Here is a 24,902-nt window from a genome sequence, read left to right as displayed (position 1 = left end):
TTTTATTCTCATCACAAATAGATTAAATAGAAAATGCTGAAATCAGCGCCCTACTACATCAATACCTTGCGATAGATTATCCCTTTGTTATTTAAATAAAAAATAACCTTGTAGATAATAGAGAGATTTTACATGCAACAGATTAAAAAATCGCCCGCTATAACGGCCAAAAGCGCGTATTGCCCTTGTTAAGACTAAGACTTGCCAGCCTAACTAATCATTGGTTTCGCGATATAACGTACTTTGCGACTCTTGCCTAAAATCTTCATAAGAAATCGCGGCTTCGTTGTCCAAGCCATCGGTAGTTGCTTCTAATGTCTGCTCTGTCTCTTTATCCGCTGCGACACTTGATAGCGCATCAGTTTGATTGGGATTGGTCGCTGCTGATGGTTCAGCGTCAGTCACTGGTGGATTATTCGAGAGGGTTGTCGCCTTAGCTGCCTTAGCCTGAATCTTAGGTTGAGTGTCGCTACTGGCATTGGTCTCAATATTGCTCGCCACCTCTTTAGAGGCGTCAGACACTGTACCTTCTGTCGAAGGAGATAAGATGCCACTGGCATTAATGGTTAACACAATAATAGCGGCCAATAATGTCCCGATAGCAATGCCAATGATGAGAGGCTTTTTATTACTGGCGAGCTTACTCTGCGGCTTTATTGCTGCGTTGTTAACAGGTTCTGCCGTGTTTTCAACGACTGTATTTTCAGCAACTTTACTTCCAACCACTTGGTCATCATTATGAGCTGGGTGAAAAACATCAGTATCAGTATCGTCACTGGTATGCTCAACATGATGGCTGTCTAGTTCAAGGTCTGAATTTTCATCTAAATCATAGCTATCTGGATAGTCTTTATTTGATGATTGAGGCGTATCTGCTAGTGGCTCATCGTTGCCAAATATTTCCTCTTCATTAATAAAGTCAAAGCTGACATCTGTAGTTGTCGTATCTGATACATCAATGTCTATCCCCTCATTATCCTCTGAGGTGGCAAAAAACTGCAATTCTTCTGAGCTTAAAGACTCATAATTAGGAGATTGTCGTATATTCTCCCATGGCGTTAATTGGTCAGACTTGCCCTCGTCCTGATTGTTATCCTCTGTACCGTCAACACGACTGATAAAGCGTTCATAGATATTATTTTTGACAAGCTTACGCGATTTTTTATTAACAAGTTTGGTCAATTCCTCGTCAAAATCAGTACCGATGTCTTTTTTTTCATCGTTCATAGAATAACACCAAGCCAGTTTATTCTACTGGCGTTAAATGACTGCTAAAATGAAATTGTAATTTTTCTTGCGCAAGTGTAACAATGTTACCAACCCTCAATATAGTTGCTCACCTCATTATCTTCAAGCATAATTTATTCGATATCACTAATATTTATACGTAGCCTCTCAAACAGTAAGGTGAATACGTATGAAAAACCGATCTCTATAGAGACACCCTATATCATAACAGGCGCAATAATATGGATTTAAAACATCTCAATGCGTTTATTGCTGTTGCAGATTTGCGTAGCTTTAGCGCAGCAGCGACTAAAACTGGATTGTCACAGCCAAGTCTGAGTCGCCTGCTCAAACAGCTTGAGACCGATATGGGCGTGGTACTCATTGATCGCTACCATAGACCACTCCATCTGACTGAGGCGGGTGCGTTTTTTTACGATAAAATCAGTACCATACTGACAGAGATCGATACCGTTACCAGTATGACGCAACGCTTATCAGCACCAAGTAGCGTCTTAAACATCGGTTTTGTGCCGTCAGTGCTGTATGGACTACTGCCTGAAATAATTGCAACGCTCAAACAATCCAATCCTGATATCGAGGTCAATTTAAAGGACATTAGCTCTTATCAGCAAATGGATGCCCTAAAGAGTGGTGAAATTGACATTGGTTTTGGTCGTTTTGCTCATCAGGATGCATGGATTCAACAGATACTATTGCGTCATGAGCGTTATGTGGTGGCGCTTCCTAAAGCCCATCCGTTGGCTCATGTGCGTGAGCAGCGTTTGATTGATTTGGCAAACAACCGCTTGATTCTATATCATCAAACGCATCTGCCAGTCTTGACGACGACAGCCAGCACATTAACAGCTGATATGGGAAGTAGCGCGGAAAACACCAATAGTGAGCAGCCACCGCTGAATGAGCCCATCACCGAACCTTTGCTACATCTGTTTGCACAATATGGCATCTCGCCATTTATGACCACCACAGTGAGCGACTTGCAAGTCGCACTTGGTTTGGTGGCTGCGGGCGAAGGTATTACCCTAGTGCCTGCCAGCCTACAAACGGTACGCACGGAACAAATCAGCTATCAACGTTTGGTTCATGAAAACGTCACCTCGCCTATTTTTCTGCACACCCTCAAAGATTTTGTGCATCCAAAAATACCTGATTTGCTCGTCGCCATTTATCATGTCTATGAGCAGCGCGGCATCACTTACCGGCAGCAAAAATTTGTGTCAGAGCCTTAAATTATCAGCTATCGAATGAATATTGTGTTATAAAGAACCGCCAAAAAATAATCAATCCGAATGCTTGATATTATGGGTTGATTATGCTAACTAAAAAGAATGGCAATGCAAACAAATAGTAATAATGACTAGGGTGTGTCCTCATTTTAAAAATGGTGATAAAAATGAGGTAAATTGTAGTTAAACAAGGAAAATAGTGCAGATAATATCGAGATATTACCTAGCTATTTGACGATGTTTGGCAAGATTTAACCATTTTTAGCCCATTTAGAGTCCTATCGATTGAATTGAGGGCATGCCCTAGAATAATCGTTCTCCTGAGTAGCATTGGTGTGCTAAAGTCGATACAAGATGAATCGTTTTATATTTAAGCAAGTGATATACCGATTCTCTAATGATCATTGGCAAGCTGACACAGGAAAGTGATAATTTGCCGTTTTAACCATTTCGAGGTATTTATGACCACACAACGTATGAACAACCCTGATAGCGCTACTGCCCAGGAAGGCTTTAGTTGGCGCATCTTTGGTCCTGGCATTCTGATGGCAACGGCTGCCATTGGTGGCTCGCATTTAATTTCATCAACGCAAGCGGGTGCTATCTATGGCTGGCAGCTGGCAATCATGATTATTTTGGCCAATGTCTTCAAGTATCCGTTCTTTCGTTTCGCGACAGATTATGTCTATGACACGGGCGAGAGTTTAATCGCTGGCTATGCCAAACGCTCAAAAGCCTATCTGTGGATTTACTTTATCTTATCCATTTTATCAGCCGTCATCAGTACTGGCGCAGTCTCTTTGATCGCCGCAGTGATATTGGGATTTATGCTCCCCGCCTCCCTCGGGTTATCGACGATGGCGTTGTCGTTAATCATCGTTGCCGTTTCTTGGTTCTTTTTGATAGCAGGACATTATAAGTTGCTCGATGGCCTGACCAAGTGGATTATGATTGCGCTGACGACGGCGACCGTCGCTGCCGTGATCATTGCTGCTGGCAAGCCGACAGTGATGACCGTTGACTTTGTTGCTGCCTCTCCTTGGAATTTGGCGACCTTGGGTTTCATCGTCGCGCTAATGGGCTGGATGCCAGCGCCGCTCGAATTTGCCGCCATTACCTCTATGTGGACGTCTGCTAAAGTCAAAGCCGACCATACAACCAAGCGTCAAGGGTTACTGGACTTTAATGTTGGTTATTCAATTTCTGCTATTTTGGCGTTGTTCTTTTTATCGCTTGGTGTTTTTGTGCAATATGGCTCGGGTCAAGAGATTGAGCTGGTCGGCGGTGCGTATATCAATCAGCTGATTAACATGTATACCGCCACTATTGGTGAATGGTCGAGATTACTGGTCGCCTTCGTCGCCTTTATGTGTATGTTTGGCACCACGATTACCTGTGCGGATGGCTACGGTCGCGCCAATGCAGAGTGCTGGCGTTTGATTAAAGGCGAAAGTGAAATCACCAAAAAACAAATTGCTTTTTGGACGACCTATGCCATCGGTGGTGGCTTGGTTATTATCACTTTCTTTACTGGACAATTAGGCTCTATGCTCAAATTTGCCATGATCTCCGCTTTTGTCTCCGCGCCTATCTTTGGTTGGTTAAACTACTCGTTGGTTCGTAGTCATCAAAAACTATCGGCAGGCATGAATGCGCTATCAGTTGCAGGCTTAATCTTCTTAGGCGGCTTTGCGCTACTATTCCTAGCTAATTTGGCGGGTCTGTTTGGTTAAATAAACACTGACAACCTAACGCGTCTAGTCGTATGTCATAAAAGCCCTAATAGCTGAGTTGTTAGGGCTTTTTTAATGGCTACTGATAAATATATAAGGTGGTAATACCTCCAATAATTGTAACTAAATGTAAAAAATTAATGATAAGAATTTTGATTGCTTGAGAAAAATGAATAGTTAGCCAAGCAGATCGTTATAAAATACATAATGCTATTCACCTTATGAATATTATTAAAAATACTACATTTACTTATTAAAATAAATAAATAATAATTCAATTCATAGCCTTTGCAGGGGTGATTAATTGGGTATAATCAACAACAACGATAACACTATCCCTCCACGTAAGGACTACGACATGACCTCACCATCGGCTGGCGCGCGCTTCCGCAGTGCAATGAAACAAAAAAATGATAACAATCAACCACTACAGATCGCTGGCGCGATTAACGCCTATACAGCAATGATGGCGACGCAGGTCGGTCATCAGGCTTTATATCTCTCTGGGGCTGGCGTGGCCAATGCCTCATTCGGCTTACCTGATTTGGGTATGACTAGCCTTGATAATGTCTTAGAAGATGCCCGCCGTATTACGGATGCGGTTGATACGCCGCTGCTTGTCGATATTGATACTGGCTTTGGTGGCGCATTCAATATCGCCCAAACCATCAGAAAAATGGAAAAAGCAGGCGTGGCAGCGGTACATATCGAAGATCAAGTCGCTCAAAAGCGCTGCGGTCATCGCCCAAATAAAGAAATCGTTAGCATCTCAGAAATGGTTGACCGCTTAAAAGCCGCTCTTGATGCCAGAACGGATAAGGACTTTGTCATCATGGCTCGTACTGATGCCTTATCTGTTGAAGGGCTTGATGCAGCCGTTGAGCGCGCCGTTGCCTTTCAAGAAGCGGGCGCGGACATGATCTTTGCTGAAGCCTTAACCGATATCGAGATGTATCGTAAGTTTACTGATGTGCTTGATATCCCAGTACTAGCGAACATGACAGAGTTCGGTCAGACGGATCTATATACTACGGAGCAATTATATGCTGTCGGTGTTGATATGGTGCTGTATCCGCTATCAGCTTTTCGCGCGATGAACAAAGCGGCATTAAACGTTTATCAGCATCTATTGAATGATGGCACCCAAGACAAAGTTGTGGATACCATGCAAACCCGCATGGAGCTGTATGATTTCTTGAATTATCATGAATTTGAGCAAACGCTAGATAACTTGTTCGCTGATAATAAGTAGTTAGCACCTGACAACTAGTTAGCACCTGGCAACGCCGTAGAGATAAATCACCTTTGGGTGTTTTTATCTCTATGAAATTCGTCTTTATTTAATTTTAGGTTATTTATGTCATTTTTTAATTCTAATTCTGTTGTAAAAGCTTCAATACTTAGCAGCACGCTTGCCGCTTTGTTATTCACAACAGGCTGTGATAAAACACCAGAAACCGCTGATGACACGACCAGTAATGCAAGTGACGTTGCTGTTGCCGATACGTCTGCTGCACAGCCAGCCAGTCAAGATGATCTTGTGATGACGACAATTACGTTAGATACCGTCAACAGTCTGTTGTTCGCCCCGATTATCACTAGCGGTGCGCTCAGTGCAGAGCAAGTAAGCTGCCTTGAATCGCGTGACAAAGACTTGGGCAAAGCCGAAGTCGATAGCTTCTATAAAAGTCAGTTCACTGATGCTGAGTTAAAAGAGTTGGATAATTTTTATACCTCAGAGGTAGGGGAAAAGTTGATTGCTTTTGGCAATGAGCAATTGCGCGTCATGAATGGTGAAGAAGTTGCAACGCCAATGGCTGACCCTACCCCAGAAGAAATGACTGAAATCCAAACCTTTATGGAATCACCGCTTGGCGTCAAGTACATGAAAATTAACAATGCAGAAGGCGCAGGCAGCGCGATGGAAGTATTGAATGTGCCTATTGAAGCTGAGTTTGAGCGTTGCAATGTCGATTTAGATGATACACAACCTGAACAGCCTACGTAGCTGTCAGTCAGCGATATAGTAAGTCATAAATTAACGGTAAGAAATACTCCCTTTTCAATTCAAAAAAGCTACCCACAAAAGGAATTTAATCATGGCAGCACAGAATCCATCAACAAAAGTATTGTCAGGCGCAGGACTACGCGGTCAAGTCGCTGGCAAGACCGCTTTATCTACCGTTGGCAAATCAGGCTCAGGCTTGACGTATCGCGGTTACGATGTGTCAGAATTGGCAGACAAATGCATCTTTGAAGAAGTCGCCTATCTATTGCTTTATGGCAACCTGCCAACCCAAAGTGAGCTTGATGCGTATCAAACCAAGTTAAAAGGTCTACGTGGTCTATCACAGCCGCTAAAAGACGTGCTTGAGCGTATCCCAGCCGACGCGCATCCAATGGATGTCTTGCGTACTGGCTGCTCTATGCTCGGTAACCTTGAGACTGAAATGAGTTTCGACGAAGAAAACGACCAAGCTGATCGTATGCTTGCTGTTTTCCCATCCATCATTAACTATTGGTATCGCTTCACACATGACAACGTACGTATCGAAACCGAGACCGATGATGAAACCATCGGTGGACATTTCTTACATCTACTAAAAGGTGAGAAACCAAACGAGCTACATACCAAAGTAATGAACGTTTCGCTTATTTTATACGCTGAGCATGAGTTTAACGCTTCAACCTTTACTGCGCGCGTCTGTGCCTCTACCCTATCTGATATCCATTCTTGTATTACTGGTGCAATTGGCACTTTACGTGGTCCTTTACATGGCGGTGCCAACGAAGCCGCAATGGATATGATTGAAGGCTTTAGCTCACCTGATGAAGCCGAAGAAGAGATGATGGGAATGCTGGCTCGTAAAGATAAAATCATGGGCTTTGGTCATGCCATCTATAGTGAGTCAGATCCACGCAATGTCGTGATTAAAGGTTGGGCGGAAAAACTGGCTGCTGACGTTGGTGATGAGGTGCTGTACCCCGTATCAGTACGCTGTGAGGAGGTGATGTGGCGCGAGAAGAAGCTGTTCTGTAATGCGGACTTTTTCCATGCGTCTGCCTATCATTTCATGGGTATTCCAACCAAACTATTCACACCTATCTTTGTTTGTTCACGCTTGACAGGCTGGGCATCTCATGTATTTGAGCAGCGTGCGAATAACCGTATTATTCGCCCAAGTGCCGAATATACTGGTGAAGAGTTGCGTTCTGTACCAGATATGAGTGCGCGTTAGATTACAAATATAAAAAGTTAAAGACTTTTTGTTATTTTGCCAAGGCGAGCGGTTTTCCTTATTTAATATTGCTCGTCTTGGTTATTTTTTGGAAAAAATTATGGAAAATAATAAAAATAAGTGCTGGGCTGCATGTTTTGGTGACTGTGAAGGTGAACTTACAGCTGAACATTTGATTTCAAAATCTCTATTTCCTGATGGAATAGTTTTTGTAGAAGGATTTGATTGGTGTAAAAATCTCAAAAAAGTTGGAATCAACTCACTTACTCGTAAGATTTTATGTAAAAAGCATAACAATGATTTTTCAGTTTTAGATTCAGAAGCAAAATATGCAATTAATTGCTTTGGAAAAGGAAAAACAGAAAGACCAATCAACGGGATATTATTTGAGCGATGGTTATTAAAAACTGCGATAAATTTAAGTATTGATTGTGAATTTCATATTGGAATGGGGTTTTCTGATTCGGTAAAAGGATATCCATCCCCTTATGCTGTTGCACTTACCTTAGGCAAAGAACCTTTTGCGCACAAAATGGGAATGTATTTTTTGGTAAATAAAGAAAGTATTCCTAACGATGCAGCTGAACAATTGATAATGCCAATGACTATGAATGACGAAATTGGATTATTTCTTTTTGGACTACGAGGTGCAAACATTCTATTGAGTTTGGTTCCATCTAATGAAGTTCCAAGGTTATCAGATATAGGTCTTTACGAAAGCTTACCAGTACATAGTAAGGATGAGAAACCTATTTACAGACCTAAAAGTTTTACTAATATGAATATTGAGAGTGGACTCATTAATTCTGTAGAATTTTCTTATTCTTACCTTTATTTTCCTTGCAAATTTATACCGTTTTTTTAGCAAAGCCTGCCAGCACTACTAATGACAACATTAGCGATAACAACGGCATAGCAATGATTTTGCTAAAAAAATTTCAACCTAAATTAACCAGCCAACCGCCAAAGGTGACTTATGGACAACGCCCTAGTACAACCCATGAATGAGCAATTCAAAAAGCCACTACCCGATACTGATCTTTATTACTTTGATACCCGTGAAGCCGTTGAGAATATCGAAGTGGGCGCATATGACAAACTACCGTACTCATCCAAAGTACTGTGTGAAAACTTGGTTCGTCGTTGCCCACCTGAAGACTTAACTGCCGCATTGACCCAGCATATTCAGGGTAAGCAAGACCTTGATTTTCCTTGGTATCCGGCTCGCGTCGTCTGTCATGATATCTTGGGTCAGACCGCTTTTGTTGATTTGGCAGGCTTGCGTGATGCCATCGCTGAGCAAGGCGGTGACCCATCGAAAGTTAATCCTATCGTTCCTACTCAGCTCATCGTTGATCATTCACTTGCTGTTGAACATGCAGGCTTTGAAGAAGACGCCTTTGAGAAAAACCGTGCTATCGAAGAACGCCGTAACGATGACCGTTTTCACTTTATCAACTGGTGTGAATATGCCTTTGATAACGTCAACGTCGTACCGCCTGGTAACGGCATCATGCATCAAATTAACCTTGAAAAAATGTCGCCAGTGGTACAAGTCGTAAAAGGCAAAGACGGTCGTGAAGTGGCCTTTGCTGACACGCTTGTTGGTACGGATAGCCATACGCCTATGGTTGATGCCTTAGGTGTGATCTCAATCGGTGTTGGCGGTCTAGAAGCCGAGAGCGTCATGCTGGGGAATCCATCATATATGCGCCTGCCTGATTTTGTTGGCGTAAAATTAACTGGCAAACTGCAAAAAGGCGTTACTGGTACTGATTTAGTCCTCGCCATGGCTGAGTTCCTACGCAACGAAGGCGTGGTCTCTACTTATATTGAATTTTTCGGTGATGGCGCACGCCAGCTAACCGTTGGTGATCGCGCCTCTATCTCTAATATGACCCCTGAATATGGCGCGACCGCAGCGATGTTCTATATCGATGAGCAAACCATCGATTATCTGCGTCTAACGGGTCGTAGTGAAGCGCAAATCAAACTAGTCGAGCAGTATGCTAAGCAAACTGGCCTATGGGCTGATGGCATGGAAAACGCCGAATACGCGCGCGTCCTTGAGTTTGACTTGTCAGCAGTCGTACGTAATCTGGCTGGCCCTTCGCGTCCACATGCACGGGTATCGACCACGGATTTGGTTGCCAAAGGCATTGCTCATGGCGCTGACGAAAAACTACCTGAACCAAAAGACGGTCTGATGCCAGATGGCGCGGTTATCATTGCTGCCATTACCAGCTGTACCAACACCTCTAACCCTCGCAATATGGTTGCCGCAGGCCTCGTCGCCCGTAATGCCAATGCAAAAGGCTTATTACGTAAGCCTTGGGTAAAATCATCGTTAGCGCCCGGCTCTAAAACCGTCAAGATGTACTTAGAAGAAGCTGGTCTCATGTCTGAGATGCAGCAAATAGGCTTTGATGTGGTTGGCTTTGCTTGTACCACCTGTAATGGTATGAGTGGCGCGCTTGATCCTGATATCGAAAAAGAAATCATCGATAACGATCTATTCACCACCGCAGTTTTATCAGGCAATCGTAACTTTGATGGTCGTATCCATCCTTATGCCAAGCAAGCCTTCTTAGCATCACCACCACTGGTTATCGCTTATGCTATCGCGGGTAATATTCGCTTTGATATTGAAAAAGACTCATTAGGCCAAGACCAAAACGGCAATGAGGTTTACCTAAAAGACATCTGGTTCGACGATGATGAAGTGGATGCTATAGTGGCAGAAGCTGTGAAGCCTGAACAGTTCAATGCTGTCTATATCCCGATGTTTGATGAGGCCAAAAAAGACACTGGCAAGGCTTTAAGCCCATTATACAACTGGCGCGAGATGACCACTTATATCCGCCGTCCGCCGTATTGGGAAGGCAAAATGGCAGCGATGAACAAATTAAAAGGTATGCGTCCGTTGGCAGTATTGGGCGACAATATCACGACCGACCATATGTCACCATCGAATGCTATTTTGGGTGATTCAGCTGCTGGTGAATATCTTGATACCATGGGTCTGCCTGCTGAAGACTATAACTCTTATGCGACCCATCGCGGCGATCATTTAACCGCCCAGCGTGCCACCTTTGCCAATCCTAAGCTATTGAACGAGATGGTACTCGACGACAGCGGTGAAGTCATCCAAGGCTCACTGGCGCGCGTCGAGCCAGAAGGTCAAGTCATGCGTATGTGGGAAGCGATTGAAACCTATATGAACCGAGAGCAGCCGCTCATCATCATCGCAGGTGATGGCTATGGTCAAGGCTCAAGCCGTGACTGGGCTGCCAAAGGCGTGCGTCTCGCTGGCGTAGAAGCCGTCGTTGCTGAGGACTTTGAGCGTATTCATCGTCAAAACTTAGTTGGCATGGGCGCGCTACCTCTACAGTTCGAAGAAGGCACCAATCGTCATACGCTAAATATTAGTGGTTCAGAAACCTTTGATGTCACGGGCGAAGTCTCTGCTGGCGGGCTGATGACACTAGTTATTCATCGTACTGATGGCAGCACTACTGAGACACCTATTATCTGCCGTTTAGATACGGCTGATGAAGTCAAAATGTATAATGCTGGCGGTATGCTACAGCGCTTTGCTAAAGAGTTTATCGAGGGTACGCTAGATATTGTTTAAGAGTCTCTTGTAGGTTTTTAGAATGATAAATAGAAAAGTATAGAAGTCGCCGATGTTGTATAACCTTATATGACGTCGGTTTTCTCGTTGATAGTAATGGATATTTATATGATACTTGATAGAGGTTATTACTAAGAGAAATTCTATGAAACGTATCAGCTTTTCTAAAGCTAACAAAGACTTTGAAACTGTCTTAGATACTGTAAATTATAATGATGGCCCGATCATTATAGGTCGTCACAATGATAATGATGCAGTTGTGATGTCGCTTGCTCATTATAACGCCTTGATGGAAACCGTCTATTTATTAAAATCTCCTGCCAATGCGGCGCAGTTAGCGAAATCTATTACCCAATATAGAGCTGGTAAGGTCGTTACGCGTGAGCTAATTGATATGGCAGAAGGCAGTGATAAAAGTGATGGTCGCAGCGATGACAATGAACATACGAATGACGACATTGAGAATATTTGAACTCAAAGGCTTTAATCAGTCCAAAGAATATAATAATAAGTGAGCAACTAGCATGGACAGAGGCTGCTTGGAAAGACTATCTATACTGACAAATCTGAACCCCTAAAAGAAAATTTATCGGGATTTTGGTCAAGATGTATCGATTGCACGTATTTAACGATTATTGCTTATCGGTATTATTACTAAATTATTTATACTAATTCTTACTATTTTTAAATTTAATTATTGCTAATAAAGTATATGAGAAAAGCGCTATGAAAAATGAATATCTAATAACATTTGATATTAAACAAGAAGTTTGTTCAGACATAAGTGACTTTAAAAAATTATTACAACTAATAAAAGGCATTAAAATAGTTAACGATAATAAATTATCGTATAACGATATTAAATTCGATTATACAATTACAAGCGGCAATCTTCCTGATAACTCAGTATATTACAACTTATGTTTAGAAAAAAAATATGAAGACGAAAACCTCCACATAGAAGAATATGATAAATTATTAAAGAATATTAGAAAGATATGTAGCACATGTAGCGGTAGACAAGTGATAGTTTTATATGATGGAGTTGGAGAATTTTATTGCAAAAATGCATACCCAATAATATTTAATATAGAAAATATTATGAGGAAGTTAATTTCTAAATTTATGGCAATAAGTATAGGATATGATTGGAGTAAATCAACAACACCTTCAAGTGTCAAAGAGTCTATAAGAAGTAAAAATAACAACAACGATCAAAATATATTACTAGAAGTAGACTTTATACAGTTATCTAAATTTTTGTTCACTGACTATACTCAGAAAGACCCAAAAAAATATATTGAATCTTTAAAAAAAGAGTCGGACGATCATATTATTCGAAAAATTGATTTAGAAAATTTTATACCATATAATAATTGGGAAAAGTATTTTGAAAATAGAGTTGATGTTAGTTCAGAGTATATAGAAACAAGATGGGAAAGACTTTATGATTTAAGAAATAAAATTGCACACTGTAGAGGTATAAACAAGTCTGAGTTTGAAGAACTTAAATCCAAGAGTGATGAAATAATAAAAGCTATAGAAGAAGCCCTAAATAGTATTGATAATTTGGAACTAGATGATGAAGAAAGAGATCAGCTAGCTGAGAACCTAACAGGCTCTGCAAATGAAGAGTCTTTCGAGTTTTTAAGTAGATATAACATACTATCAGACATAGTAAAGGGTAAATGCGAAAACATATCAGAAGAAAATGATGTGTATAGAAAACATGAAACAAATAAAAGCAATATCAGAATGCAGGCTGATTTTCTTTCAAAGCATAAGAATATCATAACTATGGAAGAGAGAGAGTGTATATACGAAATACATAGCTTTAGAAATATGTTAGTACATAGATCTGGGTTGATGGCAATAGACAAAGAAATTTTAAAAGATCATTTGAATAAGTTAGATGATCTAATTTATAGCTTGAAAAAATACGATTAAAAATATTTAGTCAATTTTCTTATTACTGAGATACTTCTACCATGCCACACTCTTTGATTAATATCCCACAAATATCCATCCCTGCCACCTATATGCGTGGCGGAACCTCAAAAGGCACTTTCTTTAAACTAACTGATTTACCCGAACGCTGCCAAGTCGCTGGCGAGTCACGTGATAAGTTTCTGCTACGTGTCATCGGCAGCCCAGATCCTTACGGCAAGCAAATCGATGGCTTAGGCAATGGTAGCTCTAGTACGTCAAAAACGGTTATCTTGTCGCCAGCGGATGATACTAACCATGATGTAAATTATCTGTTCGGACAAGTCAATATCGCTAAGCCTATGATTGACTGGGCGGGTAACTGTGGCAACTTAACCGCGGCCGTTGGTGCCTGTGCCATTAATATGGGTCTAGTTGATGCTGACAAGATTACTAACAGCATCGATGAATATGCAGATAGCGGTATTTGTGAAGTACGCATTTGGCAAGAAAATATTGGAAAAACAATTATTGCCCATGTCCCAGTCTATAAAGATGCAAATGACAAAGTACAGGTTCAAGAGACGGGCGATTTTGAATTAGACGGTGTAACCTTTCCAGCGGCTGAAGTCAAAATTGAGTTTATCGATCCTGTAGATGCCACCAGCGATATGTTCCCTACTGGCAACTTGGTCGATGACTTCGATGTAACTGGCTGCGGTCTAGGTGCTGATAGTGTCAAAGCCACCTTTATTAGCGCAGGTATCCCAACCATCTTTATGAAAGCGAAAGATTTGGGCTTTACCGGTACTGAATTGCAAGGTGATATCAACAGTGACGGTGAGCTACTTGCCAAGCTGGAGAAAATCCGTGCCACAGGCGGCGTGGCAATGGGATTGTTTAAAGATGTGAGCGAGGCGCAGACCAGCCAACACATTCCTAAAGTCGCTTGGGTGGGCGCAGCACAAAGTTATACGGCCTCTAGTGGTAAATCGGTCGATGCAAGCGATATTGATTTAGTCGTACGTGCCATGAGTATGGGGCAATTGCATCATGCCATGATGGGTACAGCAGCAGTTGCTATTGCTGCCGCGGCAACCACACAAGGCACGCTCGTCAATCAAGCGGCAGCTGGTGAAGGTCAATCTGAAAAGCAGCTTAATGAAGTGCGTTTTGGTCATCCATCAGGTACATTGCTTGTCGGCGGAAAAACTGAACTGGTTGATGGACGCTGGCAAGCCAAAAAGGTATCGATGAGTCGTTCGGCGCGGCGTATTATGGTTGGTGAGGTCTTTGTGCCAGCGGATGCTTTTTAAGCGTTAACTCTCGTCTCACCATATATCATTAACATCCCACCTATAGTAACTAAGGCTAAACCAGCGATTTTATAGATATCTATCGCTTTAACCTCTAAGCCAAACAATCCAGTTTGGCTTAGTATCAGGGCAAAATACATTTGCCCAAGAAACACCCAAAGCAGTGTATTACCTGCGCCTATCTTTGGCGCGGCAATAAACATGAATAAGATATAAAAACTGCCCAAAAATCCCGGCAACCACATCCACCACGTCGCGTTTTCGATCATTGGCGGCTTGATACCTCCACTCATTATATACGACAGCACTAAAGAAGCTAATGCACCTCCTAAGTATAAATAAAAGGTAGATTGTATTTGAGAGGCTTGTGTACTTTCTCGAAAAGCATTGACGATGGCCAGTTGCAGCGGAACAATAGCACCACCTAAAAGGCTGATTAAGACGTAAGGAAGGATTTTCAAACGGTATCCACCAAAATGAAATAAAAAATCTCTCTATATAATACTAAACTTTATTTCAAAAATTTAATATAAATACGATTTAGTTAAATATTAATACCTATGAGTTAAGCGTTCATGCCAAATTCTCCCCAACCGAGCCGCGTGTCACTAGATAAGCCACTAGACAAGAAACCTCCGATCAAGAAAACTGAACGGAGGGCATTGCTGTGGGATATTTTAAAAAAACTGGCAGTATTTGCCGCGCCTTACAAAACCTTAATTATTGCCACTTTAATATTAACAGTGCTTGGCTCGTTTACCGCTCAGGTCAACGCTTTTGTACTGCGTTATACCGTCGATACCTTGACCGAAATTGCCACGCTTGCTGATCCATGGCAGGCTGGTCTTCGGATGCTAGGGATTATTAGTGCGGTGCTTTTGACCAAAGAGATACTGTCGATATTTATCTCTTTTGGTCAGCGCTTTTTTGGCGAAAAAATTCGTATTAACTTGTCTCGCGACTTGTCCCAAAAAATCATTGAGCGCATTCTTACTTATCGCATGGCGTTTTATACCAGTAGCGAAAACGACAGCGGCAAATTGCAAACGCGTATTGATTATGGGGTCAGTAGCTTAACCAGTTTAGTGCAAAACTTCTTTATCGATATGCTGCCGCTGTTTGCCAGTGCGATCGTCTCACTCATTATCATGTTTTCGACCAATTTTTGGATAGGCTTAGTCGGTCTTATTATCATTCCCATTTACTTTTTCATCAGTCAAAAACAAGCGCGGCGTCTGCAAGGCTTCCGTCGGCAGATGCGTGGCTATAGAGAAGCTAAGAGTGGTTTAGTTATCTCGCTGATTAACTCTATCAGCGTAGTGAAATCCTTTGTCCGCGAATCTATTGAGGCGGAGAAGCATTTAACCATTCAAAAAGAGATGACAGATAATCAGCTGCGTATTCGCAGTATCGGTTTTATTTATGATGCGATAAAGACCTTTATCGAGCAGATTGGTGTGGTGGTTATCATTCTTCTCACGGCTTATTTTGTGTTACAAGGTGAGATGACGATTGGCATGATTTTGTTTCATGTCATGCTGTTCCAAAACGTCGCGGCCCCTATCCGTCAATTGCATCGCATCTATGATCAGATTAATAATGCCCTGACCTATGCCGAAGGTTTTTTTGAGATATTAGAAGATGACGAGCAAGTTGAAAATATCACTGGTAGAATTAGTAAAGATTTAAAAGGTCACATTGAGCTAAAGAACGTTGATTTTACCTATCCTAATGGTACACAAGCACTAAAAGATGTCAGCTTTACTATCAAGCCAAATCGTATCACTGCACTGGTGGGCTTAAGTGGTGCTGGCAAGAGTACGATTATTAGCTTATTGGTAAAATTTTACGCGCCGGATGCTGGCATGATATGCTTAGACGGGCATAATTTAGCCGACTGCGATACGCATGAATTGCGTCAAAATATCGGTCTGGTACTACAAAGCAATCATATTTTTTCCGGTACGATTAGCGAAAATATCCGTTATGGTGATATGAATGCGACTGATGAAGATATTATCATCGCAGCAAAAAAAGCCTCCATCCATGAGCAAATCATTAATTTATCTAAAGGTTATGAGAGCACCGCAAAATCTCTATCAGGCGGTCAACAGCAGCGTATCGCCTTGGCAAGGATGTTTTTAAAAGACCCGCCAATTGTGTTTTTGGATGAGCCAACCGCCAGCCTCGATGCGATTGCCAGCCAACAAGTGAAGAAAAGCCTAGATCTCATCAAAAAAGATCGCACTGTGATTATGGTCTCACACAATATTGCCCAAATCATCGATGCTGATGACTTGGTCGTGATAGAAGATGGTTGCGTGGTTGAAACCGGTACGCATGAAGCACTTTATGCCCAGCGTGGCAAATACTTTGAAATCTTTAGCGCTATGTCGGATAGCCTAAACTTAGATAAGATCAGCCAGACCCTAAACGGTTAGGAATGGTTAATACCTGCCTAAATCGTTATAATGCCCATTATTTTACCGCCTATTGCCAGAAGCTAGCCCACTATGACTTGTGAATTTTCTATAAAAACCTTTGACGAGCTGACCGCAGTTGATCTTTATCATATTTTAAAAGCGCGCTCGCAGGTCTTCGTTGTCGAACAAAACTGTGCGTATCAAGATATGGATGAGGTAGACTTTGATTGTCTGCACTTAGTTGCGCATAAAAATGAAACGCTAATTGGCTATTGCCGCATCATTCCACCTGAATTCAATAAGCTGAAGTCAAATCTATCAGTCGCCGACCCTGCGGTTAAGACCAATCATACGTCTATGCCTGCCATCGGTAGAGTGCTGGTATTATCAGAGCATAGAGGGGACGGCCTAGCACGGCAGATGATGAATCAAGCCATTGCGCACTGCCGCAAAAAGTATGGTAAGAAGCGCCCGATCATACTCTCTGCACAGGCTTACTTACTCAGCTTTTATGAGTCTTTGGGTTTTGTGCCTGAAGGCGAGCATTATCTTGAGGACAATATCGAGCATGTGAAAATGGTGCTATACGTTGCTAAGAAAAACAAAGTCAAAAAAGAGAGCACGGATACCGCGACAACGACGACCAAAATTTTGGGATTTTTGCTGTTTATTATGGCCGCTTTGTTTATTTTAGGTCTGCTGTATTTAATGATTTAAACGGCTGCTAACGTCTTAATTCTTAACATAATTCAATTTGGTTGTTCCATATTGAGTATGCTACTTTTAAATGATGACTGCTTTAAAAGGATAACCAAGATAATTGGTTAAAGAAGTAGCACACTCAAGGAAAAGGAGACGACCATGTCAAATAGCAACTCAGATACAACCAATCCGGATATAAGTAGTGCGACAGTAGAAAGCAACGTCCGTCCAGAATATGACGATGAAATTCAAAAAATCGCCGACTATGTTTTAAATTACTCTATCGATAAAGACTCCGAAAACAGTGATGACGCTTGGAGTACTGCCCGTTACTGTTTGATGGATACACTGGGCTGCGGTTTACTGGCGCTACGTTTCCCTGAATGCACTAAGCACTTGGGCCCCGATTGCCCCGATCAAATCACCCCAAATGGCGCGCGTGTGCCCGGCACGAATTATCGCCTCGACCCTATCAAAGCCGCCTTTGACATAGGCTGCATCGTACGCTGGCTAGACTATAACGATACGTGGCTGGCGGCTGAATGGGGACATCCGTCAGACAATCTCGGTGGTATTTTGGCAGTCGCAGATTATATTAGTCAGCAAAACGTCAGCCAAGGTCGCGCACCGCTCACCATGAGAGACGTGCTCGAATCGATGATTATGGCGCATGAAATCCAAGGTGTATTGGCGCTAGACAATTCCTTTAACCGCGTTGGTCTTGATCACGTATTCTTAGTAAAATTGGCCTCAACTGCGGTCGTCGCCAAGCTCTATAACCTACCGCGCGAGCGTATCATGGCGGCTATCTCACAAGCCCTCGTCGATGGACAAGCACTACGCACCTATCGTCATGCGCCCAATGCAGGGAGCCGCAAGTCTTGGGCCGCAGGTGACGCGACCAGCCGTGCCGTACGCTTGGTAGATATCACCAAACGCGGTGAGATGGGTATCCCCGGCGCACTAACCGCACCGCAGTGGGGATTCTATGATGTGTTGTTTAGCCACACCAATAAAGACTTAGCCACCAAGCCTGAAGGCGAGCGTTGCTTTACCTTCCAGCGTGATTTTGGCAGCTATGTCATGGAAAACATCTTATTTAAAATAAGCTTCCCCGCTGAGTTTCATGCGCAGACGGCATGCGAGGCGGCGGTTATTTTGTACCCACGTATCGAAGACAGAATTGATGACATCGAAAAAATCGTTTTGACGACCCATGATTCAGCGATTCGGATCATATCCAAACAAGGTGAGCTTGCCAATCCTGCTGACAGGGATCATTGCTTGCAATACATGGTGGCTGTGCCATTGCTCACAGGAGATCTGATGGCAGAGAACTATGAAGACGATTATCATGAGCAGCATCATATATTGATTGATGAGTTGCGCCGCAAGATGGTGGTAGAGGAAGATCCGCGGTATTCAAAAGACTATCATGACCCAAGCAAACGTTCGATTGCCAATGCCATTCAAGTGTTCTTTAAAGATGGCACGAGTACCGATAAGGTCGCTGTAGAATACCCTATCGGTCATAAGCGTCGCCGTGAAGAAGGTTTGCCTGTATTAGAAGCCAAGTTTCGAGCCAGTCTGGCGACACGTTTTATCGACAGTCGCTGCGAGGCTATTTTTGCGTTATGCAGCGATCAAAAACGCTTGGAGCAGACACCCGTGCATGAGTTTATGGACTTGTTTATGGCGAACTAAGCATTTTCTCACCTAGAGATTTACGCTTAATTTATCCTTGTCTTATCAATAAAATAGGGCGTGTCGTTAGTATGATGATAATGACACCCCCTATTTTTTTCTATTGAATTGAATCAATTTTAATATTCAATCGTTTGGTGCTACCAAGGTATAGATTCCCCTGCCCAATCAACAAAGCTGCCAGATTGCGCAGCCGTCATGCGGCTTAGCACTTCTAATAAGCATTCTGCACTATAGGCTGGCGAGAATAATTGCCCATCAGCCACATTGCCTTGAAAAGGCGCTGACAATTGGGTATTGACGGTTCCGGGTTGCATGACGACCACGCACACATCTTTTAGCGACCGTGACCATTCGATACTCAGATTTTTCATGCCCATATTGAGCGCCGCCTTGCTCATTCTATAGCTATACCAACCGCCCAACTGATTATCGCTGATACTACCGACTCGTGCAGAAATGGTGGCAAAAACGGCAGGATTGTCATTACTACGCTCAGATTTGGCCAATAAAGGTTTAAAGTGCTTAGCAATAAGCAGACCGGCCAAGGCATTGACCTGCATATTTATTAAGAAAAAATCCGTCTCAATCTGCCGTAGTGATTTTTCGGGTTGCTGCGTCGCAGTATGTAGGAGTCCTGCACAATTGATAAGCCAATCAATATGGCTGGTATGCTGGCCAATGACATCCGCCGCTTGTTTGATACTCTGTTCGTCACAGATGTCCATGGGCACCCAATAGAGATTGTCCGCTGCAAAATTAGGAACGCTCTTATGGTAAGTGGCAAAGACGCTCAGGTTGTCTCCATCATTATTGTTGGCCATACTCTCTACCAATTGCTCCACCATGGCTTTGCCAATGCCACCCGTACCGCCGATGATTAGATAAGTTTTGGTACTCATAACGATTCCTTTTTTTGTGTTTCTAAAATGAGGACATGCCTAGTGTATGGCTTATCTTTATGGTTATGACTATCCTGTCTATCATTCATTCTGGCTGATTTTTATCACCTTTACCATGACAAAAATGCTTAATAATGGCTCATTTAGTTAGCATTGGTTTATGACGCTGCAAAATAACAGCAGTAATCGTCATTATATATACGCTACAATAATCAAAAATTGTCTTCTAAATGAACGCCTTTATACGGATATTATCACCTTATGCTCTCACCACAAGATCAATTGACTGAGCTGGTACGCACGCTTGAGACGCAGCAGCATGTCTTTGCCACTGACCCGCTACTCATCACGGAAAAGCTGCAAAATGAGGATGGAAAACCCGTCCAAAAACTGCACCGCCGCGCCTCACGTATCGATAGTAACGGCGCGCTGGCACGAGTATTAGGCAAGATTGATGGGCGCATAAAAGGCATCATGGTAGTCATGAGTGTGGTCTGGTGCATCTCAGGGTTTTTAGGATTATTTACCTTACTACAAGCCAATGTCGTTAATTTCTTTTATGTCTTGGTCTGTTTGCTTGGGTTTCATACGCTTATGCTGGCTGGTTGGCTAATCATGACCTTGCTTAACCAAGGTCGTCAGTCGCCCAGCTGGTTTGCGAGTTTTGTTAGCCCCAGTTATCTCATTCGTGGTAAGGATGATGTCACCCAAGCGGCGGTTGACTTGTACGAGCGTCAATTACAGCATAGCGGCATGCGCTGGTATTTGGGTCGTTTTAGTCATCAATTATGGCTTGCCACCTTAACCGGTATGCTCTTTGCGATTATATTCTTATTGATTGTGCGCCAGTATAGCTTTAGTTGGGAGTCGACGCTGCTATCCGATCAGGCACTGATTACCCTCACCCAAGTGCTTGGCTGGCTGCCCAGTATGGTCGGATTTGGTGTACCTGACAATGCCGCTATCGTGCAGAGTCGACTGGTGACTGATGCCATGCCATTGTCTGTCGCGCGGCAATGGGCAAGCTTGTTAATTGGTAGTTTGCTGATGTATGGTATCGTGCCACGGGCGATAGCGTGGGCGTTTTGTGCTTTCATGTTCCGTCGTAAAAAAATGCGTTTGGATATCAACTTGCCTTATTATCAAAAAATCCTAAATTTTTGGCAGCGTCATGTGGTTGATGCCGACGATTTTACGGAGGTAGCGGCGCCTATCGCTCCAAAGGCAACTGTCAGCGCTGGCAAGAAGCTGGTTGCGCTACTGGAATATCCGTCAGAGCAAGATAACTGGTGGCAAAAAGGTCTGGATGCCAATACTGATGATAATAGTGAGATAGAGAATTTTGGCATCGTTGATGACCGCGATGATATGGATCGATTAACCGTGTATCTAAAGACCCATCCAGTACAAGTCTTGCTCGGTATTCATAGCAAAGCCCTGCCTGATCGTGGCACGCTACGCAAGCTCGATCAAATTGCGGCTCATGCTAAAGACGGGCTGATTGTGCAGCTACTTAATAATGACTATGACATTACTGACGCCTTGCAACAAGATGTGCGATATCAACAATGGCAAACGGCTCTATCAGCACGAAAGATTGGCTTGGTAAGTACTAGTACTTATACTGCTTAATAAAAAATGATAATAACTTTTTAAAATTTTCGCCAGACTCTAATAAATATGATACGGGATCAGATGATGGATAATGATAAAACGAAGAAGGAGCCTGTCGGTCTCTTCGCCGACAAGGCTTTAAAAGATGAGCCTATCAACGTAGAAAATTCAACGACAGCACGTACTCAACTTATTAATATTAATAAAACCAGTGCTAGCCATACAGCCGACGTCGCCACTTCCATCGATACCAGTTCTAATTCTAATTATGAAGCAGAAGATTCAACAACTCGCGAGAGTAAGAAAACCACGATAGCCAGCGGTGAGGCATTAAAATTGGCGGTGGTTGGTCATACCAATACTGGTAAGACCTCTATTTTGCGTACCCTATTACGTGACGTGTATTTTGGGGAAGTCAAAAACGAAGCCGCGACGACACGTCATGTCGAACGCGCCCAACTGACCGATAGTCAGACCGGCGAAGTATTGGTGGCGTTATATGACACCCCAGGTTTAGAGGACGCATCGGGATTGATGGATTGGTTGGAGGAAAATACCGCCAGTCGTCGCGATGGTATTGAACGTCTACAGCAATTTTTGGCAGCTGATATCGCTCAAGGTGGTGATGCATTAAGTAGCAATGAGGACTATAGCCAAGAAGCCAAAGTTATCCGCCAATTGCTGGCAAGTGATATGGCAGTTTATGTCGTCGATGCGCGTGAGCCAGTATTGGGTAAATACAAGGATGAGTTGACCATTTTATCGTGGGCAGCGATACCTGTTATGCCGGTGTTCAATTTTACTGACAGCCAAAATGCCAATATTGATGAGTGGCAGACCATGCTGGCAAGACGCAATCTGCACATTTCTACCCGCTTCGATTCAGTCGCTTTTGAGTTCGAAGATGAAATGCACTTGTGGCAAAATCTTGCGACCATGCTCACCCATTCAGAAATGCTTGAACAGCTCATGCGTAGACGTACAGAAGACTGGGCACAGCTATACGATGAAGCTAACATTATCATTGCGGATTTTTTATTGAACGTTGCCGCTTTCGTGCGCGAGATTAGTGATGATGACGACCCGATGCCGGTATTGCAGCAAATGCAAGAAGCCGTTAGGCAAAGTGAGCGCGCGATGCAGCATAATCTGCTTAATTTATATAAATTTTATGATAATGCAGTGGCAGCAACGCCGCTTGAATTACAAGCGTATCAGCAAGATCCGTTTGACCCTGAATTGCTCAAAAGCTATGGCATTCGCACCACATCGGGCGCGGCAGCTGGTGCACTGCTCGGATTGGGTATTGATGCGGCAGCATTGGGCACGACGTTAGGCTTGGGTGCCGCAATAGGTGGTATTGCAGGTGGGTTACTATCAAACACCAGCAGTATTGCCGATAGGATTACTGGGGTAAAACGCTTATACATTGACCCTGCTACCCTAACCTTGCTCGCCACTCGTGCGATAGATTTACTCACTGCCCTACGCCATCGTGGTCACGCTGCGACTGATGCCACGCAGCTATTATACAAAAGTAATAAAGACAGTAACGATCTGTCTGGAGAAGACAATAACGTGACACCATGGCCAACGAATAAGCTACCAAGCGAGCTAAAAAAAGCACGGGGCAAACCGCAATGGTCATCGCTCAGCAGCGGTAAAGCAGAGCTTGCCCAAAGTTTACGGTTGGACATGGCATGGTCACTTTCAGGAAAGCTACAATCACATAAGCGTGAGTCATAAATTGCTAGCGAACTATCTATGTACTCTATGCATTTAACAGCGCACTCAATGCTTCAGTGCCGCGTACGTCAGTTTGCTGCAGATAAATTGGATATAGCGGATAATCAGTAAAAATCTTGTCAATATCTTGCATCAATTGCTGCTGCCGATCTGCACGGCGTTGCCAGAAATCATCTGACTGCGTGGGAGCTATCAGCTGATTGATGACTATCGCTGCCGGCGTGAGTTTGCTGTCTTCTAACTGTTCGATAGCACGTCTGGTCTCAGCCAATGGCAAGACGTCAGCGGTCATAACCAATACGATCGCCGTTTGGGTACGGTCATGTAGCAGTGCTCCCGCCTGACTAAACAACTCTTTACGTTTCTCCAGCACCGATACTGCTTGCTCCCAGCGATCAGATTTCTTTGCGGCAAACGGATTAGCAACATCATTTTTGAGGCTGTCTATTTGATCGCCCTTTTGATTGTGACTGTCCAAATGGGTCGCCACCGAGCGCAGTTTAGCCTGTCGTCGCTGTTGTGCAAGCAATCCATCTGTCCATGCGCTCATCATCTCTGGTAATACCAGCAATCGTAAGGTATGACCTGTCGGCGCGGTATCAAATATTATATGATCATAACCAGCATCTGCAGCGGCTACCAAATGCTGACACATTGATTCGAGCATGGCGGCTTCTTGCGCACCGGGTGCTGATTTTGATAGTCGCAAATGCTCACGAATTTTGGGCATCATATCTGGATTGGCATAGGATTTAATCGTGCGTTCAACTTGAGAAAAATGCTCATCGACGATAACATCGGGATTCAGTTCAATGGCATCGAGATAAGGTGATATCGTGGTTTTTTCGTTCTTTAGACGCGTATTGAGTACATCGCCCAAGCTATGTGCTGGATCAGTTGAAACAATCAGTGTTTTTTGCTGCTGGCTTGCATAGTAGCTCGCTAGTGCAGCAGCAGTGGTGGTTTTCCCCACGCCGCCCTTCCCACCGATAAATATAATCGGTTGTGTCTTTAAATGCTCTACCAATCCATGTAAAGGGTGTAATGCCATATTTTTATCTCGTTATTCAATCAATACTTATTTTTTATAATCAACAAATTCTTAGCAGCAACCAACATGGTCAAATGGACATCTATCCATCCCCATACGCGTGTGCCATTCGTGGAAATTTTCTAAAAACAATGGCTGTAGCTCTAGTGTATAAAAGCTGGCTGGGTTATCAATGCCCAAGCTCTCAGCAAACATAAGCAACATAAAAAAATCTTCTTCATCACGAGCAGCGCGCGCCATCGTCTGTCGATAAGGCGCATGGTAAAACTCATTCAATCCAGCCACAAACCGTTGCCACCATGGTTGAGTATTTTCTAGCTCATTTGGTGTGTTTTCGTCGTCCATAATGACCTCTTATTTTATTTAATACTTATAATCCATCATGCCTATCCGATACAAAAAACGCCAGCAATTGCTGCTAGCGTTTTTTGTTAG

The 24,902-nt window shown here is 43.1% G+C and carries 20 protein-coding genes; 15 read left to right on the top strand and 5 right to left on the bottom strand.

From position 1 onward, the window contains the following. Positions 1 to 213: 213 nt before the first annotated feature. The gene (locus IOD06_RS00335; RefSeq protein ID WP_194618458.1) at positions 214 to 1,227 is read right to left on the bottom strand and encodes a hypothetical protein; all 1,014 of its coding nucleotides are present in this window, start codon (positions 1,225 to 1,227) and stop codon (positions 214 to 216) included. A 242-nt stretch (positions 1,228 to 1,469) separates the two neighbouring features. Between IOD06_RS00335 and IOD06_RS00330 the strand changes: the two genes are divergently transcribed. The 10 genes from IOD06_RS00330 (at position 1,470) to prpF (ending at position 14,325) form a co-directional block, all read left to right on the top strand. Further along, on the top strand, positions 1,470 to 2,480 hold the full coding sequence (locus IOD06_RS00330) for a LysR family transcriptional regulator (protein WP_194618457.1): 1,011 nt from the start codon (positions 1,470 to 1,472) through the stop codon (positions 2,478 to 2,480). Between the two features lie 458 nt (positions 2,481 to 2,938). Continuing rightward, positions 2,939 to 4,210, top strand: a complete 1,272-nt coding sequence (locus IOD06_RS00325) for an NRAMP family divalent metal transporter (RefSeq protein WP_010200402.1) — start codon at positions 2,939 to 2,941, stop codon at positions 4,208 to 4,210. Positions 4,211 to 4,568: 358 nt separating this feature from the next. Next, complete coding sequence (gene prpB, locus IOD06_RS00320; protein ID WP_010200405.1) at positions 4,569 to 5,462, top strand: methylisocitrate lyase; 894 nt, start codon at positions 4,569 to 4,571, stop codon at positions 5,460 to 5,462. A gap of 105 nt (positions 5,463 to 5,567) precedes the next feature. Further along, positions 5,568 to 6,218 carry a DUF2059 domain-containing protein gene (locus IOD06_RS00315; protein ID WP_194618456.1) on the top strand — a complete coding sequence of 217 codons (651 nt, stop codon included), beginning with the start codon at positions 5,568 to 5,570 and terminating at the stop codon, positions 6,216 to 6,218. Positions 6,219 to 6,309: 91 nt separating this feature from the next. Next, positions 6,310 to 7,449 carry a 2-methylcitrate synthase gene (gene prpC / locus IOD06_RS00310; RefSeq protein ID WP_189582089.1) on the top strand — a complete coding sequence of 380 codons (1,140 nt, stop codon included), beginning with the start codon at positions 6,310 to 6,312 and terminating at the stop codon, positions 7,447 to 7,449. 100 nt (positions 7,450 to 7,549) lie between these two features. Then, positions 7,550 to 8,314, top strand: a complete 765-nt coding sequence (locus IOD06_RS00305; RefSeq protein ID WP_194618455.1) for a hypothetical protein — start codon at positions 7,550 to 7,552, stop codon at positions 8,312 to 8,314. A gap of 135 nt (positions 8,315 to 8,449) precedes the next feature. Further along, positions 8,450 to 11,083, top strand: coding sequence for a Fe/S-dependent 2-methylisocitrate dehydratase AcnD (acnD, locus tag IOD06_RS00300; RefSeq protein ID WP_194619559.1), 2,634 nt, complete (start codon positions 8,450 to 8,452; stop codon positions 11,081 to 11,083). A gap of 145 nt (positions 11,084 to 11,228) precedes the next feature. Then, positions 11,229 to 11,555: a type II toxin-antitoxin system Phd/YefM family antitoxin gene (locus IOD06_RS00295; protein ID WP_194618454.1), complete on the top strand. Its 327-nt coding sequence runs from the start codon at positions 11,229 to 11,231 to the stop codon at positions 11,553 to 11,555. 254 nt (positions 11,556 to 11,809) lie between these two features. Continuing rightward, entirely contained in the window at positions 11,810 to 13,030 is a 1,221-nt protein-coding gene (locus IOD06_RS00290) for a HEPN domain-containing protein (RefSeq protein WP_194618453.1), read from the top strand. Positions 13,031 to 13,071: 41 nt separating this feature from the next. Next, positions 13,072 to 14,325: a 2-methylaconitate cis-trans isomerase PrpF gene (prpF, locus tag IOD06_RS00285; protein ID WP_194618452.1), complete on the top strand. Its 1,254-nt coding sequence runs from the start codon at positions 13,072 to 13,074 to the stop codon at positions 14,323 to 14,325. Here prpF and IOD06_RS00280 read toward each other — a convergent pair. After that, complete coding sequence (locus tag IOD06_RS00280; RefSeq protein ID WP_189582101.1) at positions 14,322 to 14,786, bottom strand: DMT family transporter; 465 nt, start codon at positions 14,784 to 14,786, stop codon at positions 14,322 to 14,324. The two genes, prpF and IOD06_RS00280, sit on opposite strands and share 4 nt — an antisense overlap. 114 nt (positions 14,787 to 14,900) lie before the next feature. Between IOD06_RS00280 and IOD06_RS00275 the strand changes: the two genes are divergently transcribed. The 3 genes from IOD06_RS00275 to IOD06_RS00265 all read left to right on the top strand — a co-directional run bounded on the left by IOD06_RS00275 (position 14,901) and on the right by IOD06_RS00265 (position 19,154). Beyond that, positions 14,901 to 16,766: an ABC transporter ATP-binding protein gene (locus IOD06_RS00275; RefSeq protein WP_194618451.1), complete on the top strand. Its 1,866-nt coding sequence runs from the start codon at positions 14,901 to 14,903 to the stop codon at positions 16,764 to 16,766. 72 nt (positions 16,767 to 16,838) lie between these two features. Beyond that, positions 16,839 to 17,465: a GNAT family N-acetyltransferase gene (locus tag IOD06_RS00270; RefSeq protein ID WP_010200440.1), complete on the top strand. Its 627-nt coding sequence runs from the start codon at positions 16,839 to 16,841 to the stop codon at positions 17,463 to 17,465. Between the two features lie 144 nt (positions 17,466 to 17,609). Continuing rightward, positions 17,610 to 19,154 carry a bifunctional 2-methylcitrate dehydratase/aconitate hydratase gene (locus IOD06_RS00265; protein ID WP_194618450.1) on the top strand — a complete coding sequence of 515 codons (1,545 nt, stop codon included), beginning with the start codon at positions 17,610 to 17,612 and terminating at the stop codon, positions 19,152 to 19,154. 140 nt (positions 19,155 to 19,294) lie between these two features. Here the strand turns inward: IOD06_RS00265 and IOD06_RS00260 are convergent, their stop codons facing one another. Beyond that, the gene (locus IOD06_RS00260; protein WP_194618449.1) at positions 19,295 to 20,056 is read right to left on the bottom strand and encodes an SDR family oxidoreductase; all 762 of its coding nucleotides are present in this window, start codon (positions 20,054 to 20,056) and stop codon (positions 19,295 to 19,297) included. 261 nt (positions 20,057 to 20,317) lie between these two features. On the opposite strand from IOD06_RS00260, the gene IOD06_RS00255 reads away from it, so the two are divergent. Together IOD06_RS00255 and IOD06_RS00250 are read left to right on the top strand one after the other, a co-directional pair. Further along, the gene (locus IOD06_RS00255) at positions 20,318 to 21,688 is read left to right on the top strand and encodes a DUF2868 domain-containing protein (protein WP_194618448.1); all 1,371 of its coding nucleotides are present in this window, start codon (positions 20,318 to 20,320) and stop codon (positions 21,686 to 21,688) included. Between the two features lie 66 nt (positions 21,689 to 21,754). Continuing rightward, positions 21,755 to 23,416, top strand: a complete 1,662-nt coding sequence (locus IOD06_RS00250; RefSeq protein WP_194618447.1) for a DUF3482 domain-containing protein — start codon at positions 21,755 to 21,757, stop codon at positions 23,414 to 23,416. Between the two features lie 25 nt (positions 23,417 to 23,441). Here the strand turns inward: IOD06_RS00250 and IOD06_RS00245 are convergent, their stop codons facing one another. After that, complete coding sequence (locus IOD06_RS00245; RefSeq protein WP_194618446.1) at positions 23,442 to 24,467, bottom strand: ArsA family ATPase; 1,026 nt, start codon at positions 24,465 to 24,467, stop codon at positions 23,442 to 23,444. 51 nt (positions 24,468 to 24,518) lie between these two features. After that, entirely contained in the window at positions 24,519 to 24,812 is a 294-nt protein-coding gene (locus IOD06_RS00240; protein WP_189582123.1) for a cory-CC-star protein, read from the bottom strand. Positions 24,813 to 24,902 lie beyond the last annotated feature (90 nt).

The organism is Psychrobacter sp. N25K4-3-2 (genome assembly GCF_015351755.1).
In the GTDB taxonomy this organism is placed as follows: domain Bacteria; phylum Pseudomonadota; class Gammaproteobacteria; order Pseudomonadales; family Moraxellaceae; genus Psychrobacter; species Psychrobacter glaciei.
Note: the sequence above shows the minus strand (reverse complement) of the source record. Positions and strands in the feature narration are given on the sequence as shown.

What these genes read in the sequence shown, in the direction of transcription:
- IOD06_RS00335 (WP_194618458.1), bottom strand. Translation starts at nt 1,227, where the DNA reads ATGAACGATGAAAAAAAAGACATCGGTACTGATTTTGACGAGGAATTG.
- IOD06_RS00330 (WP_194618457.1), top strand. Translation starts at nt 1,470, where the DNA reads ATGGATTTAAAACATCTCAATGCGTTTATTGCTGTTGCAGATTTGCGT.
- IOD06_RS00325 (WP_010200402.1), top strand. Translation starts at nt 2,939, where the DNA reads ATGACCACACAACGTATGAACAACCCTGATAGCGCTACTGCCCAGGAA.
- prpB (WP_010200405.1), top strand. Translation starts at nt 4,569, where the DNA reads ATGACCTCACCATCGGCTGGCGCGCGCTTCCGCAGTGCAATGAAACAA.
- IOD06_RS00315 (WP_194618456.1), top strand. Translation starts at nt 5,568, where the DNA reads ATGTCATTTTTTAATTCTAATTCTGTTGTAAAAGCTTCAATACTTAGC.
- prpC (WP_189582089.1), top strand. Translation starts at nt 6,310, where the DNA reads ATGGCAGCACAGAATCCATCAACAAAAGTATTGTCAGGCGCAGGACTA.
- IOD06_RS00305 (WP_194618455.1), top strand. Translation starts at nt 7,550, where the DNA reads ATGGAAAATAATAAAAATAAGTGCTGGGCTGCATGTTTTGGTGACTGT.
- acnD (WP_194619559.1), top strand. Translation starts at nt 8,450, where the DNA reads ATGAATGAGCAATTCAAAAAGCCACTACCCGATACTGATCTTTATTAC.
- IOD06_RS00295 (WP_194618454.1), top strand. Translation starts at nt 11,229, where the DNA reads ATGAAACGTATCAGCTTTTCTAAAGCTAACAAAGACTTTGAAACTGTC.
- IOD06_RS00290 (WP_194618453.1), top strand. Translation starts at nt 11,810, where the DNA reads ATGAAAAATGAATATCTAATAACATTTGATATTAAACAAGAAGTTTGT.
- prpF (WP_194618452.1), top strand. Translation starts at nt 13,072, where the DNA reads ATGCCACACTCTTTGATTAATATCCCACAAATATCCATCCCTGCCACC.
- IOD06_RS00275 (WP_194618451.1), top strand. Translation starts at nt 14,901, where the DNA reads ATGCCAAATTCTCCCCAACCGAGCCGCGTGTCACTAGATAAGCCACTA.
- IOD06_RS00270 (WP_010200440.1), top strand. Translation starts at nt 16,839, where the DNA reads ATGACTTGTGAATTTTCTATAAAAACCTTTGACGAGCTGACCGCAGTT.
- IOD06_RS00265 (WP_194618450.1), top strand. Translation starts at nt 17,610, where the DNA reads ATGTCAAATAGCAACTCAGATACAACCAATCCGGATATAAGTAGTGCG.
- IOD06_RS00260 (WP_194618449.1), bottom strand. Translation starts at nt 20,056, where the DNA reads ATGAGTACCAAAACTTATCTAATCATCGGCGGTACGGGTGGCATTGGC.
- IOD06_RS00255 (WP_194618448.1), top strand. Translation starts at nt 20,318, where the DNA reads ATGCTCTCACCACAAGATCAATTGACTGAGCTGGTACGCACGCTTGAG.
- IOD06_RS00250 (WP_194618447.1), top strand. Translation starts at nt 21,755, where the DNA reads ATGGATAATGATAAAACGAAGAAGGAGCCTGTCGGTCTCTTCGCCGAC.
- IOD06_RS00245 (WP_194618446.1), bottom strand. Translation starts at nt 24,467, where the DNA reads ATGGCATTACACCCTTTACATGGATTGGTAGAGCATTTAAAGACACAA.
- IOD06_RS00240 (WP_189582123.1), bottom strand. Translation starts at nt 24,812, where the DNA reads ATGGACGACGAAAACACACCAAATGAGCTAGAAAATACTCAACCATGG.